We start from the raw sequence: 19,124 nt of genomic DNA, 5'->3' as shown, positions 1-19,124 counted from the left end.
GGTGATGCCCGCGATCACAATCGGTCCGGTGTCGACCGCTTTTCCCGAATCCGCTGTCGCGGTAGCCGATCTCGGCGAGCTGTCGGAACTGCCACCCGCTCGGCGCGCGCACGCGCTGTCCCTGGGCATCGACACCGTGCGCTGCGCCGAGGACGACGCGGAACACGACCTCGCCGCCGAGGCGGCCCGCGACGCCCTCGAACGCGCGGGAGTGACGGCAAGCGAACTCGACGCATTGCTGGTCGTCGGCGGCCGCGCACCGCGCTACCTGCTCGCCTCCGAGGCCACGCGTCTGCAACATCGGCTGGGCGCGGATCGCGCCTTCGTCACCGGGGTCGGCGAGCTCGGATGCGTGTCGATCTCGGCCGCCTTCACCCTTGCCGCGGCGCTGCTCCGTGGTGACGAACGCTGCCGCACGGTACTCGTCGTGGCCGCCGCGACCGCGCCGACACGATTCCGCTACCGCGCGCCGATGACGATCCTCGGCGACGGAGCCGCGGCCGTGGTGCTCGGCACCGGGCGCGGCGGCCGTTATCAGCTGGTCGACCACGACGTGCGCAGCGACGGCCGCTACGCGGACCTGTTCCGCATCGACTACCGCGATGTGCGTTGGCAACAGTGGCGCGAGACCTGTACCGACGAGACCGCCTACAGCTTCCGGCTCGCTGTCGAGAGCCGCAAACGTCTCACGGCGATGAATACCGACGTGCTGTCCCGCAATGGATTACGGCTCGCCGATATGGGTTCGGTGGTGATGCAGAATCTGTCGGCAGGCGCGTTCGCCTTCTGGGAGGAGGCGCTCGGCATCGGCATCGATCCGGCCTGCCGGCGCAATCTCGCCGGATTCGGCCACCTCGGCTCGATGGACATGCTCGTCAACCTCGACCTCGCGGCGCGGACGCGCGCACCGGGGGACCACGTGCTGCTGCTGAACAGCAGTCCGGTCGCCGCCTGGAGCACCAGCCTGCTGCGCCGTCTGCCCGACCACGATCTCGAAGGGGCGTCGTCGTGCACGCGATAGTGAAATGCCTGGTCTGGGATCTGGACGACACGCTGTGGGACGGTGTGGTGCTGGAGGGCGACGCCCACGCGCCGCGTCCGGAAGCCCGCAGGGCTCTTCGACTGCTCGACGAACGCGGCATCGTGCACGCGATCGCGAGCCGCGGCGAGCCCGCTCCGGCTTTGGCGCATCTCTCGGCGCACGGGCTGGAGGAGATGTTCTGCGCGACGCAGATCGGCTGGGACGCCAAATCCGAAGCGGTGCGACGGATCTCCGAGACGCTCAACATCGGGCTGGACGCCATCGCCTTCGTCGACAACGATCCGGTCGAACGCGCCGAGGTGGCGTCCGCGCTGCCGCAGGTCCGCTGCTATGCCGCCGAGGATCTGTCGATGCTGCCCGGGCTCGCGGAGTTCAGCCCGGCGGTCGTCACCCGGGACGCGCGCGAACGCAGGCAGCGCTACCGCGCCGAAGCGCGTCGACGCACCAGCGAGCAGTCCTTCGCCGGTTCGAATGCCGAATTCCTGCTCGGCCTCGGGCTGGTGATGACCGTGCGCCGGGCCCGCGAGGCGGATCTCGAACGCGCACACGAACTCACGGTGCGCACCCACCAGCTGAACACGACCGGCCGTACTTTCGACATCGAGCAGCTGCGCGAGCTGAGCGCCTCCGCCACGCACGAAGTGCTGATCGCGACGTTGCGAGATCGGTTCGGCGAGTACGGCGCGATCGGGCTCGTCGTCACCGAATTCCGTGGCCGGGACTCGGTGCTGGTGCTGATGCTCATGTCCTGCCGGGTGATGTCGCGCGGGGTCGGCGGCGCGCTGCTGGCGCACCTGTTCGACCGGGCGAGCGCACGCGGACAGCGTTGCGTCGCGGAATTCGTGCCGACCAAGGTCAATCGGGTCATGCTCGTGACGCTGCGCTTCGCTGGATTCGTTGTGCTGGAACAAGACCCGGAACGCGTGCTGCTCGGCCACGACCGACGAACCGCGGTGCCGAACACCGCCCACGTGCTCGTGCGCTCGGCGGATGCGCCGACGCCGCCGGGCGATCTGATCAGCGGTCTGCTGCGCCGGGTCGCCGAGTTCCCGGATCGGATCGCGCTGATCTCCGGCGGCGAGACCCTCACCTATCGCGAACTCGACCGCCGCACAGCCGATCTCGCCGGACGCCTGGTCGGGGCGGGGGTACGTCCCGGCGACGTGGTGCTGTGTCTGCTGCGGCAGGACGCGTGGACGGTGGTGGCGATGCTGGCCGCGCTGCGCGCCGGAGCGGCCTGGTGTCTCGTCGAGCCGGGGCGGGCGAGCGCACAACTGTGCGCGCTTGTCGACGACTTGCGTTGCAACACGGTAATTTTCGACGACCGCGCGCCACACACCTCGTGCGACGAGGTGGAGGCGTTGCTCGCGCCCGCGTCGAACCGGCCCGTTCTGGTTCCGCTGGGCGCGACCTCGCCGACCGGCCCGCTGCCCGCACCCCCGCCCGCGACGGCGCCCGCCTACGTCATCACCACCTCGGGATCGACCGGCGCTCCCAAGGCCGTCGTGGTCAGCCGCGGCAACCTCGCCGCGATGATCTCCGGACGCGACTATCCATGCACCGAAGGCGAATTGGTCACCCTGTCGACCTGTCCGCTCACCGCGGACGCCGCCTTGCTGTTCGGTCCGTGGGCGCTCACCCGGGGTGGCACCGTGGTGGTGCCGACCCACCGGGAACTGCTGGACGCCGCAGCGATCGGTGCGCTCGCGGCCCGGTATCGGGTCAGCCATCTCGTCGCGACGCCGTCCTACTACCGGCTGCTGCTGCCCCGGCTGGCCGAAGCGCCCGCCGCGCCGACGGTGGTCGCCCTCGCGGGGGAGACGCTGTCCCCGTCGCTGGCCGCCCGGCATCGCGAACTACTTCCCTGCACCGTGCTGATGAACGAGTACGGCCCCACCGAGGCGACCGTGACCTGCGTGTGGCACGTCGTCACCGATGCCGCGACCGTGCCCATCGGAAAACCGCTGCCCGGCAATACCGCGCGGGTGCTCGGACCGGAGCTGACGGCCCTGACCGACGGCGACGTCGGCGAACTGTATGTCGGCGGTGATCAGATCACCCTCGGCTACGCCGCGCGTCCCGGGCTGACCGCCACCCGTTTCGTCGCCGACCCATACGCCGCCGAGCCCGGCGCGCGGATGTATCGCACCGGCGATCTCGGGCGGCTCACCGCCGTCGGGAACATCGACTACCTCGGCCGCGCCGACGGTCAGGTGCAGATCCGCGGCGCGCGGGTGGAGCGCCATGCGGTGGAGGCGGTGCTGGAGACCCACCCTGGGGTCGCGCACGCGGTGACGGTGGTCCGCACCGGCCGCGACGAGATCGCCGAACTCGTCGCGTTCGTCGTGCCCGGCGCCGACACCACACCGCCTGGTCGCCGAGAGCTGGCTCGGCACTGCGCCGAACGGCTGTCGCCGTTGGAGGTGCCGAGCCGTTTCGTACCAATCGACACGATTCCGATCGCCGTGGCGGGCAAGCTCGACGAAGCCGCCCTGCTGGCTCGGGCCGACGATCCGCCGCTGCCTGGGCCGTCGCGCCACGACTGGACGCCAGGGCAACGCGAGGTGGCCGAATTGTGGTCCACCGCACTCGAACACGGCGACTTCGATCTCGACGACTCGTTCTTCGAGGTCGGCGGCAACTCGCACCGGGTGGTCATGCTGCATCTGCTGCTGGAGCAGCACCGTCCGGGCCTGGTCCGGGTCGGGCAGCTGTTCGATCTGCGCACGATCCGCGACCAGGCCGACGCGCTCGCGGCGAGCGTCACCGTGGCCGCCGCACTCGCGGAGTCCGCCGCATCTTCCGTACCCGTCTCCACTCGAGCCTTCGAGCTGTGACCCCTCAGGAGCACGCCTTGCCGGACCCCGGCACCCATGACATCGCCTTCGCGCGTGACACCGACATCGCGATCGTCGGCATCGGCGCGCGTTTCCCGGACGCCGCCGACCTCGCGGAATTCCGGGCCAACCTGGCCGCGGGCCGCGATTCGGTGGGGCCGATGTCGCCCGAACGGATCGCCGCCACCGGCCTGGACGACACTGTCACGTACCTGCCGATGGGGCACCTCGCCGAGATCGACGGCTTCGACTATCGCTTCTTCGGCCTCTCACGCCGGGAGGCGTGCGTCACCGATCCGCAGCAGCGGCTCGCCCTGGTGCTGGCCCAGCGCGCGATCGAGGACGCCGGATACACCACGGACCGCCTGTCCCGGGCGGTCACCGCCGTCGCGCTCAGCGCCGCGCAGTCGAGCTATCACTCCGCCGCGGTCGATCCGGGTCCGTTGAGCCTGCTCGGCAACGCCACCTTCGCGGGCCCGGCGCGGATCGCGCACCGGTTCGGATTCACCGGCGCCTGCTTCGGCGTCGACAGCGGCTGCAACAGCGCGCTCGTCGCGGTGCACCATGCCTGCCGCGAATTGCGCTGCGGTGACGCGGATTACGCACTGGCGGGCGGTGTCACCGTGCGGGTGCACGGCTCCCCGTCCTGGGGTGGGGCGACCTTCTCCGAGATCATGTCGCCCAGCGGCGTCTGCCGCGCTTTCGATGCCGACGCCGACGGCACCGTGAACGGCGAGGGCGGCGCGATACTACTGCTCACCACGGTGGGCAGGGCCCTGGCCGACCGCGCCCCGATCCACGCCGTGATCCGCGGCAGCGCGACCCGGCACAACGGAGCGGCCGCCGCCACCATCAGCACCCCGAGCGCCACCGCCCAGAGCGCCGTGATCGCCAAGGCGTGGGAGGCCGCCGGACTCGACCCGCGCGACGCCGGCTACCTCGAAACCCACGGCTCGGGCACGCGGCTCGGTGACGCGGTGGAGCTGGAATCGATCGGCACCGTCTTCGGCGGCGGTCCCGGCCTGCCCATCGGCTCGGTGAAGACGAACATCGGTCATCTCGATCACGCCTCGGGCATCGCTGGTCTGGTCAAGGCGGTGCTGAGCGTGTCGGAGGCGCAGCTGTTCCCTTCGCTGCACTTCACCCGTCCGACCGGCGGATTCGACCTGGCGGCCGCGGGCATCGAAGTGCTGACCGAGAGCCGTCCGTGGACCGGTGACGCGGTGCGCGCCGCCGGAGTCAGCTCGTTCAGCCTGGGTGGCAGCATCGCGCACTGCGTGGTGTCGCAGGCTCCGCCCGCTCCCACCGAGCCCCCGTCGCGCCGCGCCCGGCTGATCGGCGTCTCCGCGCGCACACCCGAGGCGCTGAGCGAGCTGTGCGTCCGGCTCGCCGAGGCGGTGCGCATCACCGACGCCTCGCTGCACCAAGTGGCCGCGACACTCACACTCGGTCGTGACCATTACGAGCACCGAGTCGCCGTGATCGCCTCGGACACAGCGCAACTCGCCGAGGCGCTGGACAAGGCCGCGGTGCGCGTGCACCGCGCGCCGACCGCGCCGCGTGTGGTGCTGTTGCTGTCTCCCGACGCCGTCCCGGTCGCACCGGCACAGGCCGATACCGCCGCGGGGCAGCCCACCGGTCTGCCCGCCGAGTTGCCCGCCACGGGCGCGACCGCGACGGTGCTCGCCGGGCAGCTCGCGGTGCACGAGCGGCTCAGCGCCTGCGGAATCCCGGTGGCGGCACTGCTGAGCGCGGGATCGTCACGATTCGCCGCCCGGTATCTGCTCGGCTCCCGCGAACGGATCGACCCGGCCGAACTCGCCGCCGCGCCGCCCACCATCGACGGCGATCGGCTGCTCGGCGCGGTACGGACCCTCATGGTCGAGGGGCCGGTGGTGTTCGTGGAACCGAGCCCGGACGGCAAGCTGGCCGCGCTCATCGCCGATGCCGTGCCGGAAGCCGAGATCGTCTCCGCCGCAACCGATACCGCCGATCTGGACGAACTGCTCGGCCGGTTGTACGAATACGGTGTCGATCTCGACTGGTCGGCCGTCGCGCCCGTCCGTGCCCGGCGGGTGCGGTTGCCGGGGCATCCGATGCGCGAATCCCGCTGCTGGGTCGATCTGCCCCGTACCCAGGCACCCGCCCCCGCGCTTGCCGCGCCCACCACGTCGCACGACCACTCCGATCCGGTGCGCTGGTTGCGCCGAACCCTCGCCGAACTGCTGTACACCGATGACGAGATCGACGAGGACGCCGACTATTTCGCCCTCGGCGGCAATTCGCTGATCGCGGTACAGCTGGTGGACCGGATCGAGGAGACCTACGGCTTCCGGCCGAAACTGCTCGACGTCTACGAGCGCCCGCGGCTGGCCGACTTCGCCGAACTCCTCACCACCGAGCGCGCGGGCGACGCCGAGCGCGCGCCGATTCCGGCGCTGGTCGCCCACGACGAACCCGTCATGTCCTCGGGGCAGGAACGGATGTGGTTCCACCACCAGTTCGATCCGCGCACGACCCTGTACAACTACCCGGTCGTCCAGCTGCTGCGCGGACCGATCGACCTGGACGCGCTGCACGGCACCTTCGACGACCTGGTCGAGCGCCACGAGACCCTGCGGTACAACTTCGCCGAAGTGGACGGCGCCGCGGTGCTGCGCATCCGCGATCGGCTGGACGACTACTTCCGGCGCGTCGACGTCTCCGCCGAACCCGATCCGCTCGCCGCGGCCCGCGCCCTCGTGCACGCCGCCGCCACCGAACCGTTCGACCTCGCCGAAGACGCCCTGCTGCGGGTAGTGCTCATCACCGTGGGGCCGGATACCCATGTGCTGCAACTGACCTGCCATCACGCCGTCACCGACGGTGCGACGCCGACGATCCTCGGCCGCGAACTGCCGGAGCTGTACGCCGCACGGCGCGAGGGCCGTCCGCACCGCCTGCCTCCGCTGCCCATCCGCTACCGCGACTACGCGGCCTGGCATCGCGCGCTGCTGGCGAGTTCGGCGCTCGACCACGAACTCGACTACTGGCGCAGCACACTCGCCGACGCGCCAGTGCTGCGGCTGCCCACAGATTTCCCACGACCTGCCCGCAAAACCTATGTCGGCGACCTGTATCCGTTCACCATTCCGGCAGCGCTGCTCACCGATCTGCGTGCGCTGGCGGGCCGAGAATCGGTGTCGCTGTTCGTCGTCCTGCTCAGCGCGTTCTATCTGACCCTCGCGCGGTACAGCGGGCAACGCGACATCGTCGTCGGCACACCGACCACCGGACGCGGCCGACGCGAATTCCAGGATCTGATCGGCTATTTCAACAGCACGGTTGCCTTGCGCGCCGACTTCACCGCCGATGCGGCGCTACCGGATCTGCTGACCCGGGTGCGCTCGGTGGTCTTCGGTGCGCTCGAACACCAGGAGATCCCCTTCGACCGCGTGGTGAACGCCTTGGCGCCGCAGCGTGACCTGTCGCGGACCCCGCTGTTCGATGTGCTCTACATCCACCAGGTGACGCCACGGATGGAGCGGATCGACGAGGCGGGCGCGGAACTGTTCGATCTCGATCACGCCGCGGGCAACGAATTCGGCGGATTGCCCACCGGCACGGCGAAATTCGACCTCACGCTGGTGACTTTCGAATACACCGACGACGTCCCGCGCGATATCGGCGCGTGCCTCGAATTCAGCACCGAGCTGTTCACCACACAGACGGTGGCCGCGCTCTGCGACGCCTTCCTGGAGATCCTGACGGCGATGACGGCGAACACCGGCGCGCCGCCGATCGAGGCGCTGGTCACCGGACCGCAGCGGGACTCGGACGCGACGACGTCGATTCCCACCGATCGTCCACGCGCTGAGGACGCCGCCTACCACTACGAAACCATCACGCGCGCAATCGATCTAGCGAGGAATGAGGCGGAGCGCTACGACGCCGCGCTGTTCGACGCCTACGCCGTGCTGCTCGGCTGGTACAGCGGTGGTGACCGGCTGCGCATCGGCCTGCCCGATGCACCAGAGGGTTCGCGGGACGTCATCGTGACCGTCCGCCCGGACACCACATGGCGAAACCTGCGTGACAATCCGCCAGCATCGGTCACCGGCACAGCGCCACTGCGGTACCTCGGCAGCGCGCCGGTCACCCTGGGAGACAACGGGATCGAACTCGCTGTCTCGTGGACGCGCCACCCCGCCGAGCTGCATCTACACTACGCGGCCGAGCTGTTCGACCGGTCCTCGGCCGAGGCCATCGCCGACGACCTCGTCGCGCTCGCGAGGGCGGCGCTCGACAGACCGGACGAGCCGGTGCACGACACCGTGCTCGGCATCGAAGCATTCATGGACGAACAGGAGATCCACCCGTGACCGCACAGCATCGGGTCGGCGTGGTCGGCGCGGGCACAATGGGCGCGGGCATCGCTCAGTGCGTGGCCGAGGCGGGTATGCCCGTCACCGTGGTCGATCCCGACCCCGCGGCCGCCGAACGCGCACGACGCAGTATCCGCGTGGCGCTGCGTTCGAGCGTGCTGCTCGGCCGGGGTCCGCGCCGGGGCGAGATCTCCGAGATTGCCGACCGTATCCGATGGTCGCAGCGCGTCGAGGATCTGCGCGGTGCCACCTTGGTCATCGAATCCGTCACGGAGCGAGTCGAACTCAAGTACCGAGTGTTCGCCGAAATGGACCGGACGTGCCCACCCTCGGCCGTGTTCGCCTCGGGCACCTCGGCCATCTCGATCGCGGACCTGGCCGCCCGCACCGGCCGGCCGGAGCGGATGCTCGGACTGCATTTCATGAATCCCGCGCCGCTGACCGAGGCGGTGGAGGTGATCACCACCGCGCGCACCGCGCCCGGCACCCTGGCCACCGCGCTCGACTTCCTCGGCGCACTCGGCAAGCGCGGCATCGTGGTGGGCGACGGTCCCGGATTCGTCATCAACCGGGTGCTCATGCTCGCCATCGCCGAGGCCGCCGCGATCACCGAATCCGGTACCGACGCCGCCACGGTCGACGCCTTGTTCGAAGGCTGCCTCGGGCATCGAATGGGACCCTTGCGCACCGCGGATCTGATCGGCCTCGACAACGTGGCCGACACCCTCGCCGTGCTGCGAGATGCCACCGGCGACGGTCGCTATCGCGTGCCGGACGCGCTGGCCGGGCTCGTCAGAGACGGACATCTGGGCCGCAAGTCGGGGAGGGGATTCCATGCCTACCCGTGAGATGAGCGCACTCGACTACCCGCTGGAGCAGACGCCGGGACTCGGTCCGCTCGCTCGGCGCAGCGGGGGCGGAACAGCGGCGGTCGTGCTGGCCGCGCTGGCGGTGTACACCCATCGCCGCACGGGCGCGGCCGAGGTGACCGTCGGTTACCGGTCCGGTACGACCGCGGTCGAGATCCGCGTGACGGTGATGGCGCGGCACGACTTCCGCGCCATCACCGCACAGGTCGGGGCGCTGCTGCGGCAGCGTATGTCCGGCGCAGCCGAAAGGGAGTGTCCGACCGCCGTTCACGACGACGACGGTTGGCGGATCGGTGTGCCCGACGCCGAACTGCCGGTGTTCACACGGCTTTTCGCCCGACTCGTCGCCGCACCTGCGACCCCGATCGCCCACGTCGATCTCACCACCGACGAGGAACGCGCGCGCATCATGCGCCGCGGCGGCCCGGCACGCGTCGGGGACCCGCACGCCACAACATTGACCGGTTTCGAGTCGGTCGCACGCCGGTCGCCCGATGCGATCGCGCTGGTGTGCGGCGCGGAGTCGGTCACCTACGGTGAGCTGGACGCGCGCTCGAATCGTCTGGCGCGCAGCCTGATCCGGCAGGGAGTCGCCCCCGACACCGTGGTGGGTGTGGCGATGGCGCGGTCGGTCGAGGCGATCGTCGCGGTGTACGCGGTGCTGAAAGCAGGGGGCGTCTATCTGCCGCTGGAACCGGGTCATCCGGCCGAGCGGCTGGACCGCATCCTGACGGTGGCCCGGCCGGTGCTGGTGCTGAGCACACGGAACGACGGATTCATCATCGACGCCGCGCCAGTCCACTACCTGGGCGAACCGGATGACGCGGCCGACGACGGCACACCACTGCGCGACACCGAGCGACACGCTCCACTGCGCCCAGGCAATCTCGCGTATCTGATGTTCACTTCCGGCTCGACCGGTGTGCCCAAGGGCGTCGCGGTGCCACACTCCGCGGTGGTGGATCACCTGCGGTGGATGAGCGAGCACATCGGCCTCGACGAGACCGACACAGTGCTACAGAAGACACCGGTCACCTTCGACGTCTCGATCTGGGAGCTGTTCTGGCCCTTGGGTATCGGAGCGACGCTGGCCATCGCGCCGCCGTCGGCGCACACCGACCCGGCCGAACTGACCCGGGTGATCGCCGCGCACACGGTGACCACCCTCCAGTTCGTGCCCTCCACACTGAGCAATCACCTCAACGTGGTGTCCGGCTTCCCGGCCTGCGTTCGCCGCGTGCTGACCATCGGGGAAACCCTCACACCTGCCCTGGCGCAGCGCTTCGGCGCGGCCACCCCCGCGCGCCTGCACAACCTCTACGGGCCGACCGAGGCCACCGGCGCGGTCACGGGATATCCGGTGAGCGTGCGGGATTCGGTGTCGATCTCGATCGGATCGGTCGCGTCGAACACGCGGGCGTATGTGCTCGACGCCCGGCTACGCCTCGTCCCCGACGGGCTGCCCGGCGAACTGTATCTGGCGGGCACGCAACTGGCGCGGTGCTATCACGGCGATCCCGCCCGCACGGCAGACCGCTTCGTCGCCGATCCCTTCGCGCCCGGCGCGCGGCTGTACCGCACCGGCGACATCGTGCGCTGGAACGCGGCGACCGAACTGCTGGAATATCAGGGACGAGCCGATTTCCAGGTCAAACGCCACGGCGTGCGCATCGAACTCGGCGAGGTGGAGGCCGCGCTCTCGGCGTGCGCCACGGTCGCCCAGGCGGTGGCGACGCTGCGTTCCGACGGCAGGCTGCTCGGTTACGTCGTCCCGGTGGCCGGTGCCGTCTGCGCCGCGGACACACTGCGCACGGAGCTGTCCCGCACCCTGCCCGCGGCCATGATCCCCGACGACATCGTCGTGCTCGACGCGTTCCCCGCCACGGCGGCGGGCAAGGTGGACCGGGCGGCGCTGCCCGAACCGGCGCCGTGGCACACGCCGTACCGTGCGCCGTCGACACCGGTGGAGCGGACCGTGACCGAGGTGTTCGCGCAGGTGCTCGGCCGGGAGCGGGTGGGCGTCGACGAATCGTTCTTCGCCATGGGCGGCGACAGCGTCATGTCCATTCTCCTTGTCTCCCGGGCGAAGTCGCGGGGCGTGTACTTCACCCCCGCACAAGTCTTCGAACAGCGCACGGTCGCCGGACTGGCCGCGGTCGCCACCACCGGTGCGCCCGAGCGGCGTGTGCTCGCCGAACTTCCAGGTGGCGGTGTGGGGGAGATACCGCCGACTCCGGCCGTGCTCGCGCTGATCGAGCGCGCCGAATCCGGCGGTGTGTCGTTCGATCGGTACGCCCAGCACATGGTGCTGGATCTGCCCGCGGGCATCACCGCGACCACGCTGCGGCGCGTGCTCAGAGCAGTGGTCGACCAGCACGACATGCTCCGCGCGCGGCTGTACCGCGACGCAGGCGGCGAGTGGCGGCTGTTCGCCGACGCCCCCGAATCCTTCGAACCGGCTACGGTACTGAGCCGCGTCGACATCTCGGACGCCGACGACGCCGAAGTGGCGGCGACCTTCACCCGCGAGACAGAAACCGCGATCGACCGCCTCGATCCGGCGAACGGAGCCGTGCTGCACTGTGTCTGGCTCGATCGCGGTGCGGGAGAACACGGTGGTCTCCTCGTTGTGGTGATCCACCACATCGCGGTGGACGGCGTCTCCTGGCGCATCCTGATCCCGGACTTCGTCGCGGCGTGGGCGCAAGTGGAGTCGGGCCGGTCGCCGCGCCTGCCCGCTCGGGGCACCTCCGTGCGACGGTGGGCGCACGCGCTGCGCGAAAAGGCCGACGACGCACAGCATCTCGCCGAGGTCGATCAGTGGCGAGCGTTGCTGCGCGGGCCCGATCCGCTGTTCACCGATCGTCCACTCGACCCGCGTATCGATGTGTCGTCCACGATGCGTCGCATTGTCCTCGAATTCGACGAGGCGACGACCTCCGCCGTCGTGACGGCATTGCCGCCGCGCTACGGCACGGACACCAACACCATCCTGCTGACCGCGGTGACCGTCGCGATGGTCGCGTGGCGCGGCGATCACTGCCCGGTGGTCCCCATCCGGATGGAATCCCACGGCAGGCATACCGATTTCGTACCCGGCGCCGATCTCTCACGCACGGTCGGCTGGTTCACCGCCGCCTACCCGTGCCGCTTCGATCTGGAAGGAATCGACACCGCAGACGCGATCGAGGGCGGATCCGCCCTCGCCGATGCGGTGAAAACCGTGAAGGAACAGATGCTTTCGGTGCCCGGAGGCGGCATCGGCTATGGACCGCTGCGCTACTTCGGCACGGGCGCCGACCTGCCCGCCGAGACCACGCAACTGTCCTTCACCTATCTGGGCGCGGTCTCCGCGGCGAACGGCCCGTGGCTGCCCGCCGCGCTCACGAACGCGCCGCATCCGGTCGACTCCGGACTGCCTGCCGACGCGTCCCTCGCGATCGACACCGCCGTGCTCGGCGATCGGCTCACGGCGGGCTTCTCCTTCCCCGACAGCCTGATCGGACCCGACCGCGTTCGCGCCTTCGCCGACCTGTTCGGGACGGTAATGCGCACCCTCGCGCGGCACGCGGCCGATCCCGCCGCGGGCGGGTGGACACCCTCGGATTTCGCGCCCGCCGGTCTGCGTCAGTCCGAGATCGACCGCTGGGAGCGCCGCTACGGCCGGTTGTCCGATATCCGAGCCCTCACACCGATCCAGGAGAAATTCGCCGCACTCGCACCCTCGGACCCCGCCGCGCCGGAGATCCACACTCTCCAGGTGGTGCTGACCTGCACGGGAATCCCCGATCTCGCACGGTTGCGCGCCGCAGCCCAGCACGTCGTCGACCGGCACTCGTCGCTGCGGGCCGCTTTCGTCCGCGACGGTGGTGGCCGGTGGCGTCAGCTCGTCACCGCGGCAGCGCCGATCGAGGTCAGGGAAGTCGACCTACGCGAGCACGGTACAGACCCGGACGACATCCTGGCCGAGGAACAGGTGCGCCCGTTCGACCTGGAGACGCCGCCGCTCATCCGGTTCCTGCTGATCCGGACAGCAGAGCGACGATGGGTGCTGTCGGTGACCAACCATCGGCTCCTGCTCGACGGCTGGTCCGCGCCGATCCTGATGCGAAACCTGTTGAGCGCCTTCGCGCTCGGCGCGGACGCGCCCGACGACGTGGACGACGGATTCGCCACGTTCCTGCGCTGGCGGGCCGCGCAAGACCGCGAACCCGCCGCCGCGGCGTGGCGGGCTGCCCTGGACGATCTCGCCGCGCCGACCCTCGTCGCCGCGCCGGGCGCGGCACCGCGCGATCCGGCGCGGTCTCACGCCGAACACGTCGTGGCGCTGACGGCCGAGCGGACCGCCGCGCTGTCCCGCTTCGCCGCCGCCTGCGGCGTCACGCTGAACACCGTCCTGCAGTACGCGTGGGCGTCGGTGCTGGGGGATCTCACCGGCAACGACGACGTCGTGTTCGGCACGGTGGTCTCCGGGCGGCCCGCGAGCATCCCCGGCATCGACGCCATGGTCGGCTCGTTCATCAACACCGTCCCGGTGCGGGTGCGCCGCCGCCACGACCAGCCGATCGGCGCGCGATTGCGCGCGGTGCAAGCCGAACAGGCGGCGCTGCTCGACCATCACCATCTCGGCCTGGCCGAGATCGAAGACGCGGCAGGCGTTCCCGTGCGCGGCTGGTTCGACACCCTGCTGGTCTTCGAGTCGTATCCGGTCGATATCGCGCCGACCCCCATCACGGTGGGTGACCTGGTGCTGACCGACCTGCGGTCGCGGGAGATCACCCTGTTCCCGCTCACCGCGACCGTGTGGCCGCGCGAACAGCTGACGGTGGCACTGAACTGGCACCGCGATCTGCTCGCCGACGATATGCCGCGCCGGGTGATCACCCGGCTGGAAGCCGAACTCGAACGGCTCGCGACCCTGCCCGCCGACGGCGCGAACGGAGTGAAATGACACAGACGCCGGATCGCCGGACCGACTACCCACTGACCGTCGCGCAGCAGGAGATCTGGGCCTACACCACCCTGTACGGAGCCGATCATCGCTATCTCGTCGACGGTTACGTCCACCTGCGCGGCCGCATCGATCCCAGCCTGTTCGAGCGCGCGCTGCGGAGTGTGGTGGCCGCCGCCGAGACCATGCACGTCCGGCTCGACACCGAGGGCCCCGAACCACGGCAAGTGGTCGAGGAGTGTGCCGAATGGCCTTTGCGCCGAGGGGATTTCGGTGACGAATCCGATCCCGTCGCGGCGGCGCTCGGGTACCTGCGCGCCGCGCCGCCCTCCTTCGACCTGAACGTCGCACCGCTCTTCGAACACCATTTGCTGGATCTCGGTGCGGCGGGCCATCTCTGGGGCATCCGCGCCCACCACATCGTCTTCGACGGCGGCGCGTCGCTGGCTTTCATCCGGGCGGTGGCCCGCGCGTACACCGCGTTGCTCGACGGTGAACCCGCGCCGGACGTCGCGGATACCGTCGCCGCGTACGTCGAGCAGGACCAGCGGTATCGCGCCTCGCGCCGGTTCGCCGACGACCGCGCGTTCTGGTCCGGACGGCTCGCCGGGTTGCCCGACGCTCCGATGTTCGCCCACCCGCCCGTCGCCACCGGTGCGACCGGCCCCCTCCGGCATTCCGGTTGTCCAGCCGACGACGAATGGGCGGAATTCATCGGCGCCGCAGAACGATTCGGCGTCGAATGGCCCGCGCTGCTGGCCGCCACCACCGCGCTTCTGCTGCACGCCGACTCGGGTGCGCGGACCGTGGTCCTCGGCCTGCCGGTACCGGCCAAACGATCCTGGCGCGCGCTCGGCATGACCTCGAACGTCGTCGGGCTACGACTCGAGGTCGACCCCGGCGCGTCCATCGGCGCGCTCGCCAGGGCGGCGCAGACGGAGCTGCGAACGGTGCTGCGCCACCAGCACTATCGGCGATTCGACCTGCTCGCCGACGGTGCCTCACCGGGCGGCGACCATCGGATCACCGGCCCTACGCTCAACATCCTGCCGATTCCCCCGGACATCCACTTCGGTGACGTGCTCGCCACTCTGATCCCGGTATCCACCGGATCCACCGAGGCATTCGGCATCGGCGTCTACCTCGGCGAGGGTCCGCCGCGCATCGATATGGACACCACCGCCGATCGGTGCGATGCGGCGGCACTGGCGAGCCTGCACAGCCGCTTCCTGACCGCCATGAAGGAGGTCGCCGCAGCCGCGGCGGACACACCCGCCGGGCGGCTCACAAGGACACCTCCCGTTGTCTCGCGCAGCCCGCACGAGGATCCGATGGGCGCCACCGAGCGCGGTATCGCGGAGGTCTTCCATTCGGTCGCGCGCAGGTTCCCCGAACGCAACGCACTCTGGTACGAGGGGAAGCACATCACCTACCGCGAATTGGCGGTTCACGCGGAACGATTCGCCTACCATCTCGCGTCTCGGCACGGCGTCCGCCTCGGCACGCCGGTCGGTGTGCGACTGCCGCGCACTCCGGAGATGGTCGTCGCGACGCTGGCGCTCATGCGGCTCGGCGCGATCTGCGTCCCGCTGCACGAGCAGGATCCGCCCGACCGTGTCGCGTGGACGCTGGCACACACCGGCGCCGAACTCGTCCTCGACGACAATGCGCTGGTGCGCGCCGTGGCGCGGTCCGACGGGCCGGTCCTGACCACACCGGTCGACTCGGTGCCCGCCGACGCGGCGGCCTGGCTGATGTTCACCTCGGGGTCGACCGGCGCGCCGAAAGGCGTGCTCGCCACGCACCGCGCGATGGTGACGCGCGCGATCGACCGAATCGCCGCAGGCCCGGAATACGCACGGATGCTGATGCATTCGCCGTACGCCTGGGACATGGTCGTCTGGGAACTCTGGATGCCGCTGTTGCAGGGGCACACCGCGGTCATCGCGACACCGGACCGGCTCGGGGCCGAGGACTTCCGTCACGTCCTGCGGGCGGGGGAGGTGACCGCGATGCTGTTGGCGGCCGGGCTTTTTCAGGTACTGGTCGACGACATCCCGGAAAGCCTCGCGCGGCTGCGCACGTTGTCGAGCGCCGGTGACATCCTGGCTCTCGATACCGTGCGGGCGATGCGCGCGGCGGCTCCCGGCATCTCCATCGTCAACATCTACGGGCCGGTGGAGGCGACCGCGTACGCCACCGCCTATTCGATTCCGAGCGGACCGCTGCCCGACGAGGCGATTCCGGTGGGCCGAGCGGTGGACCACACCGAGGTACTCGTTCTCGACGCGTTGCTGCGGCCGGTGCCGCCGGGCATGGTCGGTGAGATCTATTTGACCGGCGCGGGCCTGGCGCGGGGATATCACCGGATGCCCGGCCGCACCGCGAAGGCTTTCACCGCCAATCCTTTCGGCGCACCGGGATCACGGATGTATCGCACCGGCGATCAGGGCAGCTGGGGCGCCGACGGCGCGGTGCGGTTCCTCGGCCGGGGTGACCGGCAGGTCAAGGTCAACGGCATCCGCGTGGAGCCAGGCGAGATCGAACACGCGATCCGCGCCGTGCCCGGGGTCACCGCGGCGGTTGTCACGGCGCATCGGATGGCGGCGGGCAAGACCTTGGTCGCCCACGTCGTCGCCGCCGAGCCGATCGACACCGCAGTCCTGCGGACCCGGCTCGCACGAGTCCTGCCGGCCTACCTGCTGCCCGCCGTGATCGTGCAGATTCCCGCGCTGCCGCTCACCGTCAACGGCAAGATCGACCGCCAAGCGCTGACCATGCCCACCTCGGCGGCCGCGGATCCGCCGCGGACACCCCGCCAGCAGATCCTGGCCGGGCTCTTCGCCGATGCCATCGGACAGCAGCGGATCGGCGTGACAGACGACTTCTTCCGTATCGGCGGAAACTCGTTGGCGGCCATCCGGCTCGCGGCGTCGGCGAGCCGGGCCTTCGGCGTCGTCGTGAGCCTGCGCGATCTGCTCGAGGCACCCACCGTCGCCGCGCTGGAACGGCGCATCGCCGAGCGCGACGGTGATCCCACCGCCATCGACCGAGAACCAGCGGGCATCGCGTATCGGGAGAGCGACGGTAACGCCTCCGCGCCGGACGCCGCGCTTCCGCTCGCGCCGAGCCAGCAGCGGCTGTGGACGGTCAACTATCTCAGCGAGGGCGCGGCCGACTATTTGATGCCCGCCGCCGTGGACCTCATCGGGCAACTAGACCACGAGGCCGTGCGGGCGGCGGTCGGCGATGTGGTGCGCAGGCACGAGATACTGCGGACCACACTGCCTTTCACCGCTGCCGGGCCGGTCCAGCGGGTCGCGGCCTTCGACCCGGACCACGTCGACTACCGCGAGGTCACCGACGTCGAGGACCTGAACCGGTCGCTGGAACGGGAGATCGCCCGCGGTTTCACGCTGCTCACCGAGGCGCCGATCCGGGTGCGGCTGTACCGGCTGACGCCCGGCCATCACGTCCTGCTCGTGGTGCTGCATCACTGCGCGGGCGACGCCGAGTCGCTGGCGCTGCTGCTGCGCGAACTCGAATTCGCCTACCTCGCACGCGCCGAGGGTGCGGCGCCCGGCTGGCCGACGCCCCCGGTCCAGTTCGCCGATTACGCACGGTGGCTGCGCGACCACGCTGGCGATCCCGCCGACGACCGGTCCGCCCAAGCTCGGTACTGGCGTGACACGCTCGCCGGATTGGAATACAGCCCGCCGTTGGCCGTCGACCACCCGAGGACGACCGCCGAGGGATATCCGGCCGCGGCACTGCCGTTCACCCTCGACGCGTCCGCCCACGCCGGTGTGCTGGACACCGCCCGCCGCTGTGGTGCGACCACCTATGCCGTCCTGCACGCCGCCCTGGTGTACGCGCTCACCGACCTGGGCGCCGGGCCCGATCTGGTCATCGGCACGGCGCTGAGCGGACGCGATCGCCCCGAACTCGACACGATGCTCGGCTGCGCCGCCGACATCGTGCTGATCCGCGCCGACCGCACCACCGCACCCACCGCAAGGCAACTGATCGACCAGATCCGCGATCGAGTCCTGGACGCCCACGAGAACAAGCGATACCCGTTCGAGCGATCCGTCGCCGCACACACCGGCCCCGACCGGCCGCTGCCCCAGATCGTCACCACCTTCTTCCGCGACATCCCGGTGGCGGGCCGCGCCGGGGACATCGAGGTCCAACTGCGCGAATTACCGCCCCAGCGAGCCGAATTCGAGATCCTGATCCAACTCAGAGAGACCGTCGGCGCCCGCGGTGAACCGGTCGGCATCCACGGCGAGATCCGCTACGCCGCACCACTGTGGAATCCCGCGACCATCACCGCGCTCGCCCACGGCCTGCACTCCGCGCTCACCGCACTGTGCACCGACCTCGACAACGACCCCGGCGACTCTATGCTCCGACCTGGTCGAGCACCTCGTGGAGTCGTGACAGGGTGATCGTCCAGCCCCGCTCCATGACGTTGCGGGCCATCTGCTGTCGGCGGTCGGAGATATCGAAGCCTGTCTGCGTCAGCAGAAGTCGCGTGCCACGGCCCTGCGGCCGGATCACCCAGTCGACCACCCACCGCGCGGGATACCGAGCCCGCAGATCGACCCAGCTGAGGGTCAGTTGCTCACTCTGCCGTGCCGCCAGGACCTCGCATGCGATCTTGCCGGTCGGTTGCGTAGGTACCACGAAAATGAAATGCGTTCCGACCGAGGCGCCGAACCCGATCGAACGCATCAACCATCGCTCGAGCAGATCCGGCTCGGTCAGTGCCCGCCACACGGCGCCCGGCGGCTGCGGGAAGAAGCGCCCGATCTCGACCGCGGCGGGATTCAACTCCGAATCGGACATCACCGGCGCGCTGTCTCGGCGAGGTTCCCGTGCGGGGCGAAAAGGTCGTACATGGTTGCTCCCGTCACTGGGCATCTTCGGCGAACTTCGCCTTCGGCTCCGCTGCGAGCCGCAGTTCCGGCTTCGCACGATTCACGATCCCAGGCCTGAGTAACGTTTGCCTCACCGATCGAGGACGCTGCAGCACGATTGCGCGCCGGGCGATCCGGG

Annotated in this window: 7 protein-coding genes; 6 read left to right on the top strand and 1 reads right to left on the bottom strand. The window is 70.2% G+C overall.

What is annotated here, in order from left to right:
- Nucleotides 1-4 precede the first annotated feature (4 nt).
- From AC3EO7_RS28800 to AC3EO7_RS28775, 6 genes are read left to right on the top strand one after another with little or no spacing between them, the layout of a single operon-like run.
- On the top strand, nucleotides 5-1,021 hold the full coding sequence (locus AC3EO7_RS28800; protein ID WP_435592941.1) for a 3-oxoacyl-ACP synthase: 1,017 nt from the start codon (nucleotides 5-7) through the stop codon (nucleotides 1,019-1,021).
- Nucleotides 1,009-3,879 (top strand): HAD-IIIC family phosphatase, encoded by a 2,871-nt coding sequence (locus AC3EO7_RS28795; protein ID WP_435592940.1) that lies wholly within the window; start codon nucleotides 1,009-1,011, stop codon nucleotides 3,877-3,879. The genes AC3EO7_RS28800 and AC3EO7_RS28795 overlap by 13 nt, the downstream gene beginning before the upstream one ends.
- The gene (locus AC3EO7_RS28790) at nucleotides 3,876-8,240 is read left to right on the top strand and encodes a condensation domain-containing protein (RefSeq protein ID WP_435592939.1); all 4,365 of its coding nucleotides are present in this window, start codon (nucleotides 3,876-3,878) and stop codon (nucleotides 8,238-8,240) included. The genes AC3EO7_RS28795 and AC3EO7_RS28790 overlap by 4 nt, the downstream gene beginning before the upstream one ends.
- Nucleotides 8,237-9,091: a 3-hydroxyacyl-CoA dehydrogenase family protein gene (locus AC3EO7_RS28785; RefSeq protein ID WP_435592938.1), complete on the top strand. Its 855-nt coding sequence runs from the start codon at nucleotides 8,237-8,239 to the stop codon at nucleotides 9,089-9,091. The genes AC3EO7_RS28790 and AC3EO7_RS28785 overlap by 4 nt, the downstream gene beginning before the upstream one ends.
- Complete coding sequence (locus AC3EO7_RS28780) at nucleotides 9,078-14,063, top strand: amino acid adenylation domain-containing protein (protein ID WP_435592937.1); 4,986 nt, start codon at nucleotides 9,078-9,080, stop codon at nucleotides 14,061-14,063. The genes AC3EO7_RS28785 and AC3EO7_RS28780 overlap by 14 nt, the downstream gene beginning before the upstream one ends.
- Nucleotides 14,060-18,514, top strand: a complete 4,455-nt coding sequence (locus AC3EO7_RS28775) for a non-ribosomal peptide synthetase (protein WP_435592936.1) — start codon at nucleotides 14,060-14,062, stop codon at nucleotides 18,512-18,514. The genes AC3EO7_RS28780 and AC3EO7_RS28775 overlap by 4 nt, the downstream gene beginning before the upstream one ends.
- On the opposite strand, the gene AC3EO7_RS28770 is transcribed toward AC3EO7_RS28775, so the two are convergent.
- On the bottom strand, nucleotides 18,468-18,914 hold the full coding sequence (locus AC3EO7_RS28770) for an SRPBCC family protein (protein ID WP_435592935.1): 447 nt from the start codon (nucleotides 18,912-18,914) through the stop codon (nucleotides 18,468-18,470). The two genes, AC3EO7_RS28775 and AC3EO7_RS28770, sit on opposite strands and share 47 nt — an antisense overlap.
- Between the last annotated feature and the right edge of the window lie 210 nt (nucleotides 18,915-19,124).

This window comes from Nocardia sp. bgisy118, from assembly GCF_057708605.1.
Note: the sequence above shows the minus strand (reverse complement) of the source record. Positions and strands in the feature narration are given on the sequence as shown.

Bases quoted from the DNA above. Each gene is read 5' to 3' on its own strand.
- AC3EO7_RS28800 (WP_435592941.1), top strand. From the start codon at position 5: ATGCCCGCGATCACAATCGGTCCGGTGTCGACCGCTTTTCCCGAATCC.
- AC3EO7_RS28780 (WP_435592937.1), top strand. From the start codon at position 9,078: ATGCCTACCCGTGAGATGAGCGCACTCGACTACCCGCTGGAGCAGACG.
- AC3EO7_RS28775 (WP_435592936.1), top strand. From the start codon at position 14,060: ATGACACAGACGCCGGATCGCCGGACCGACTACCCACTGACCGTCGCG.
- AC3EO7_RS28770 (WP_435592935.1), bottom strand. From the start codon at position 18,914: ATGTCCGATTCGGAGTTGAATCCCGCCGCGGTCGAGATCGGGCGCTTC.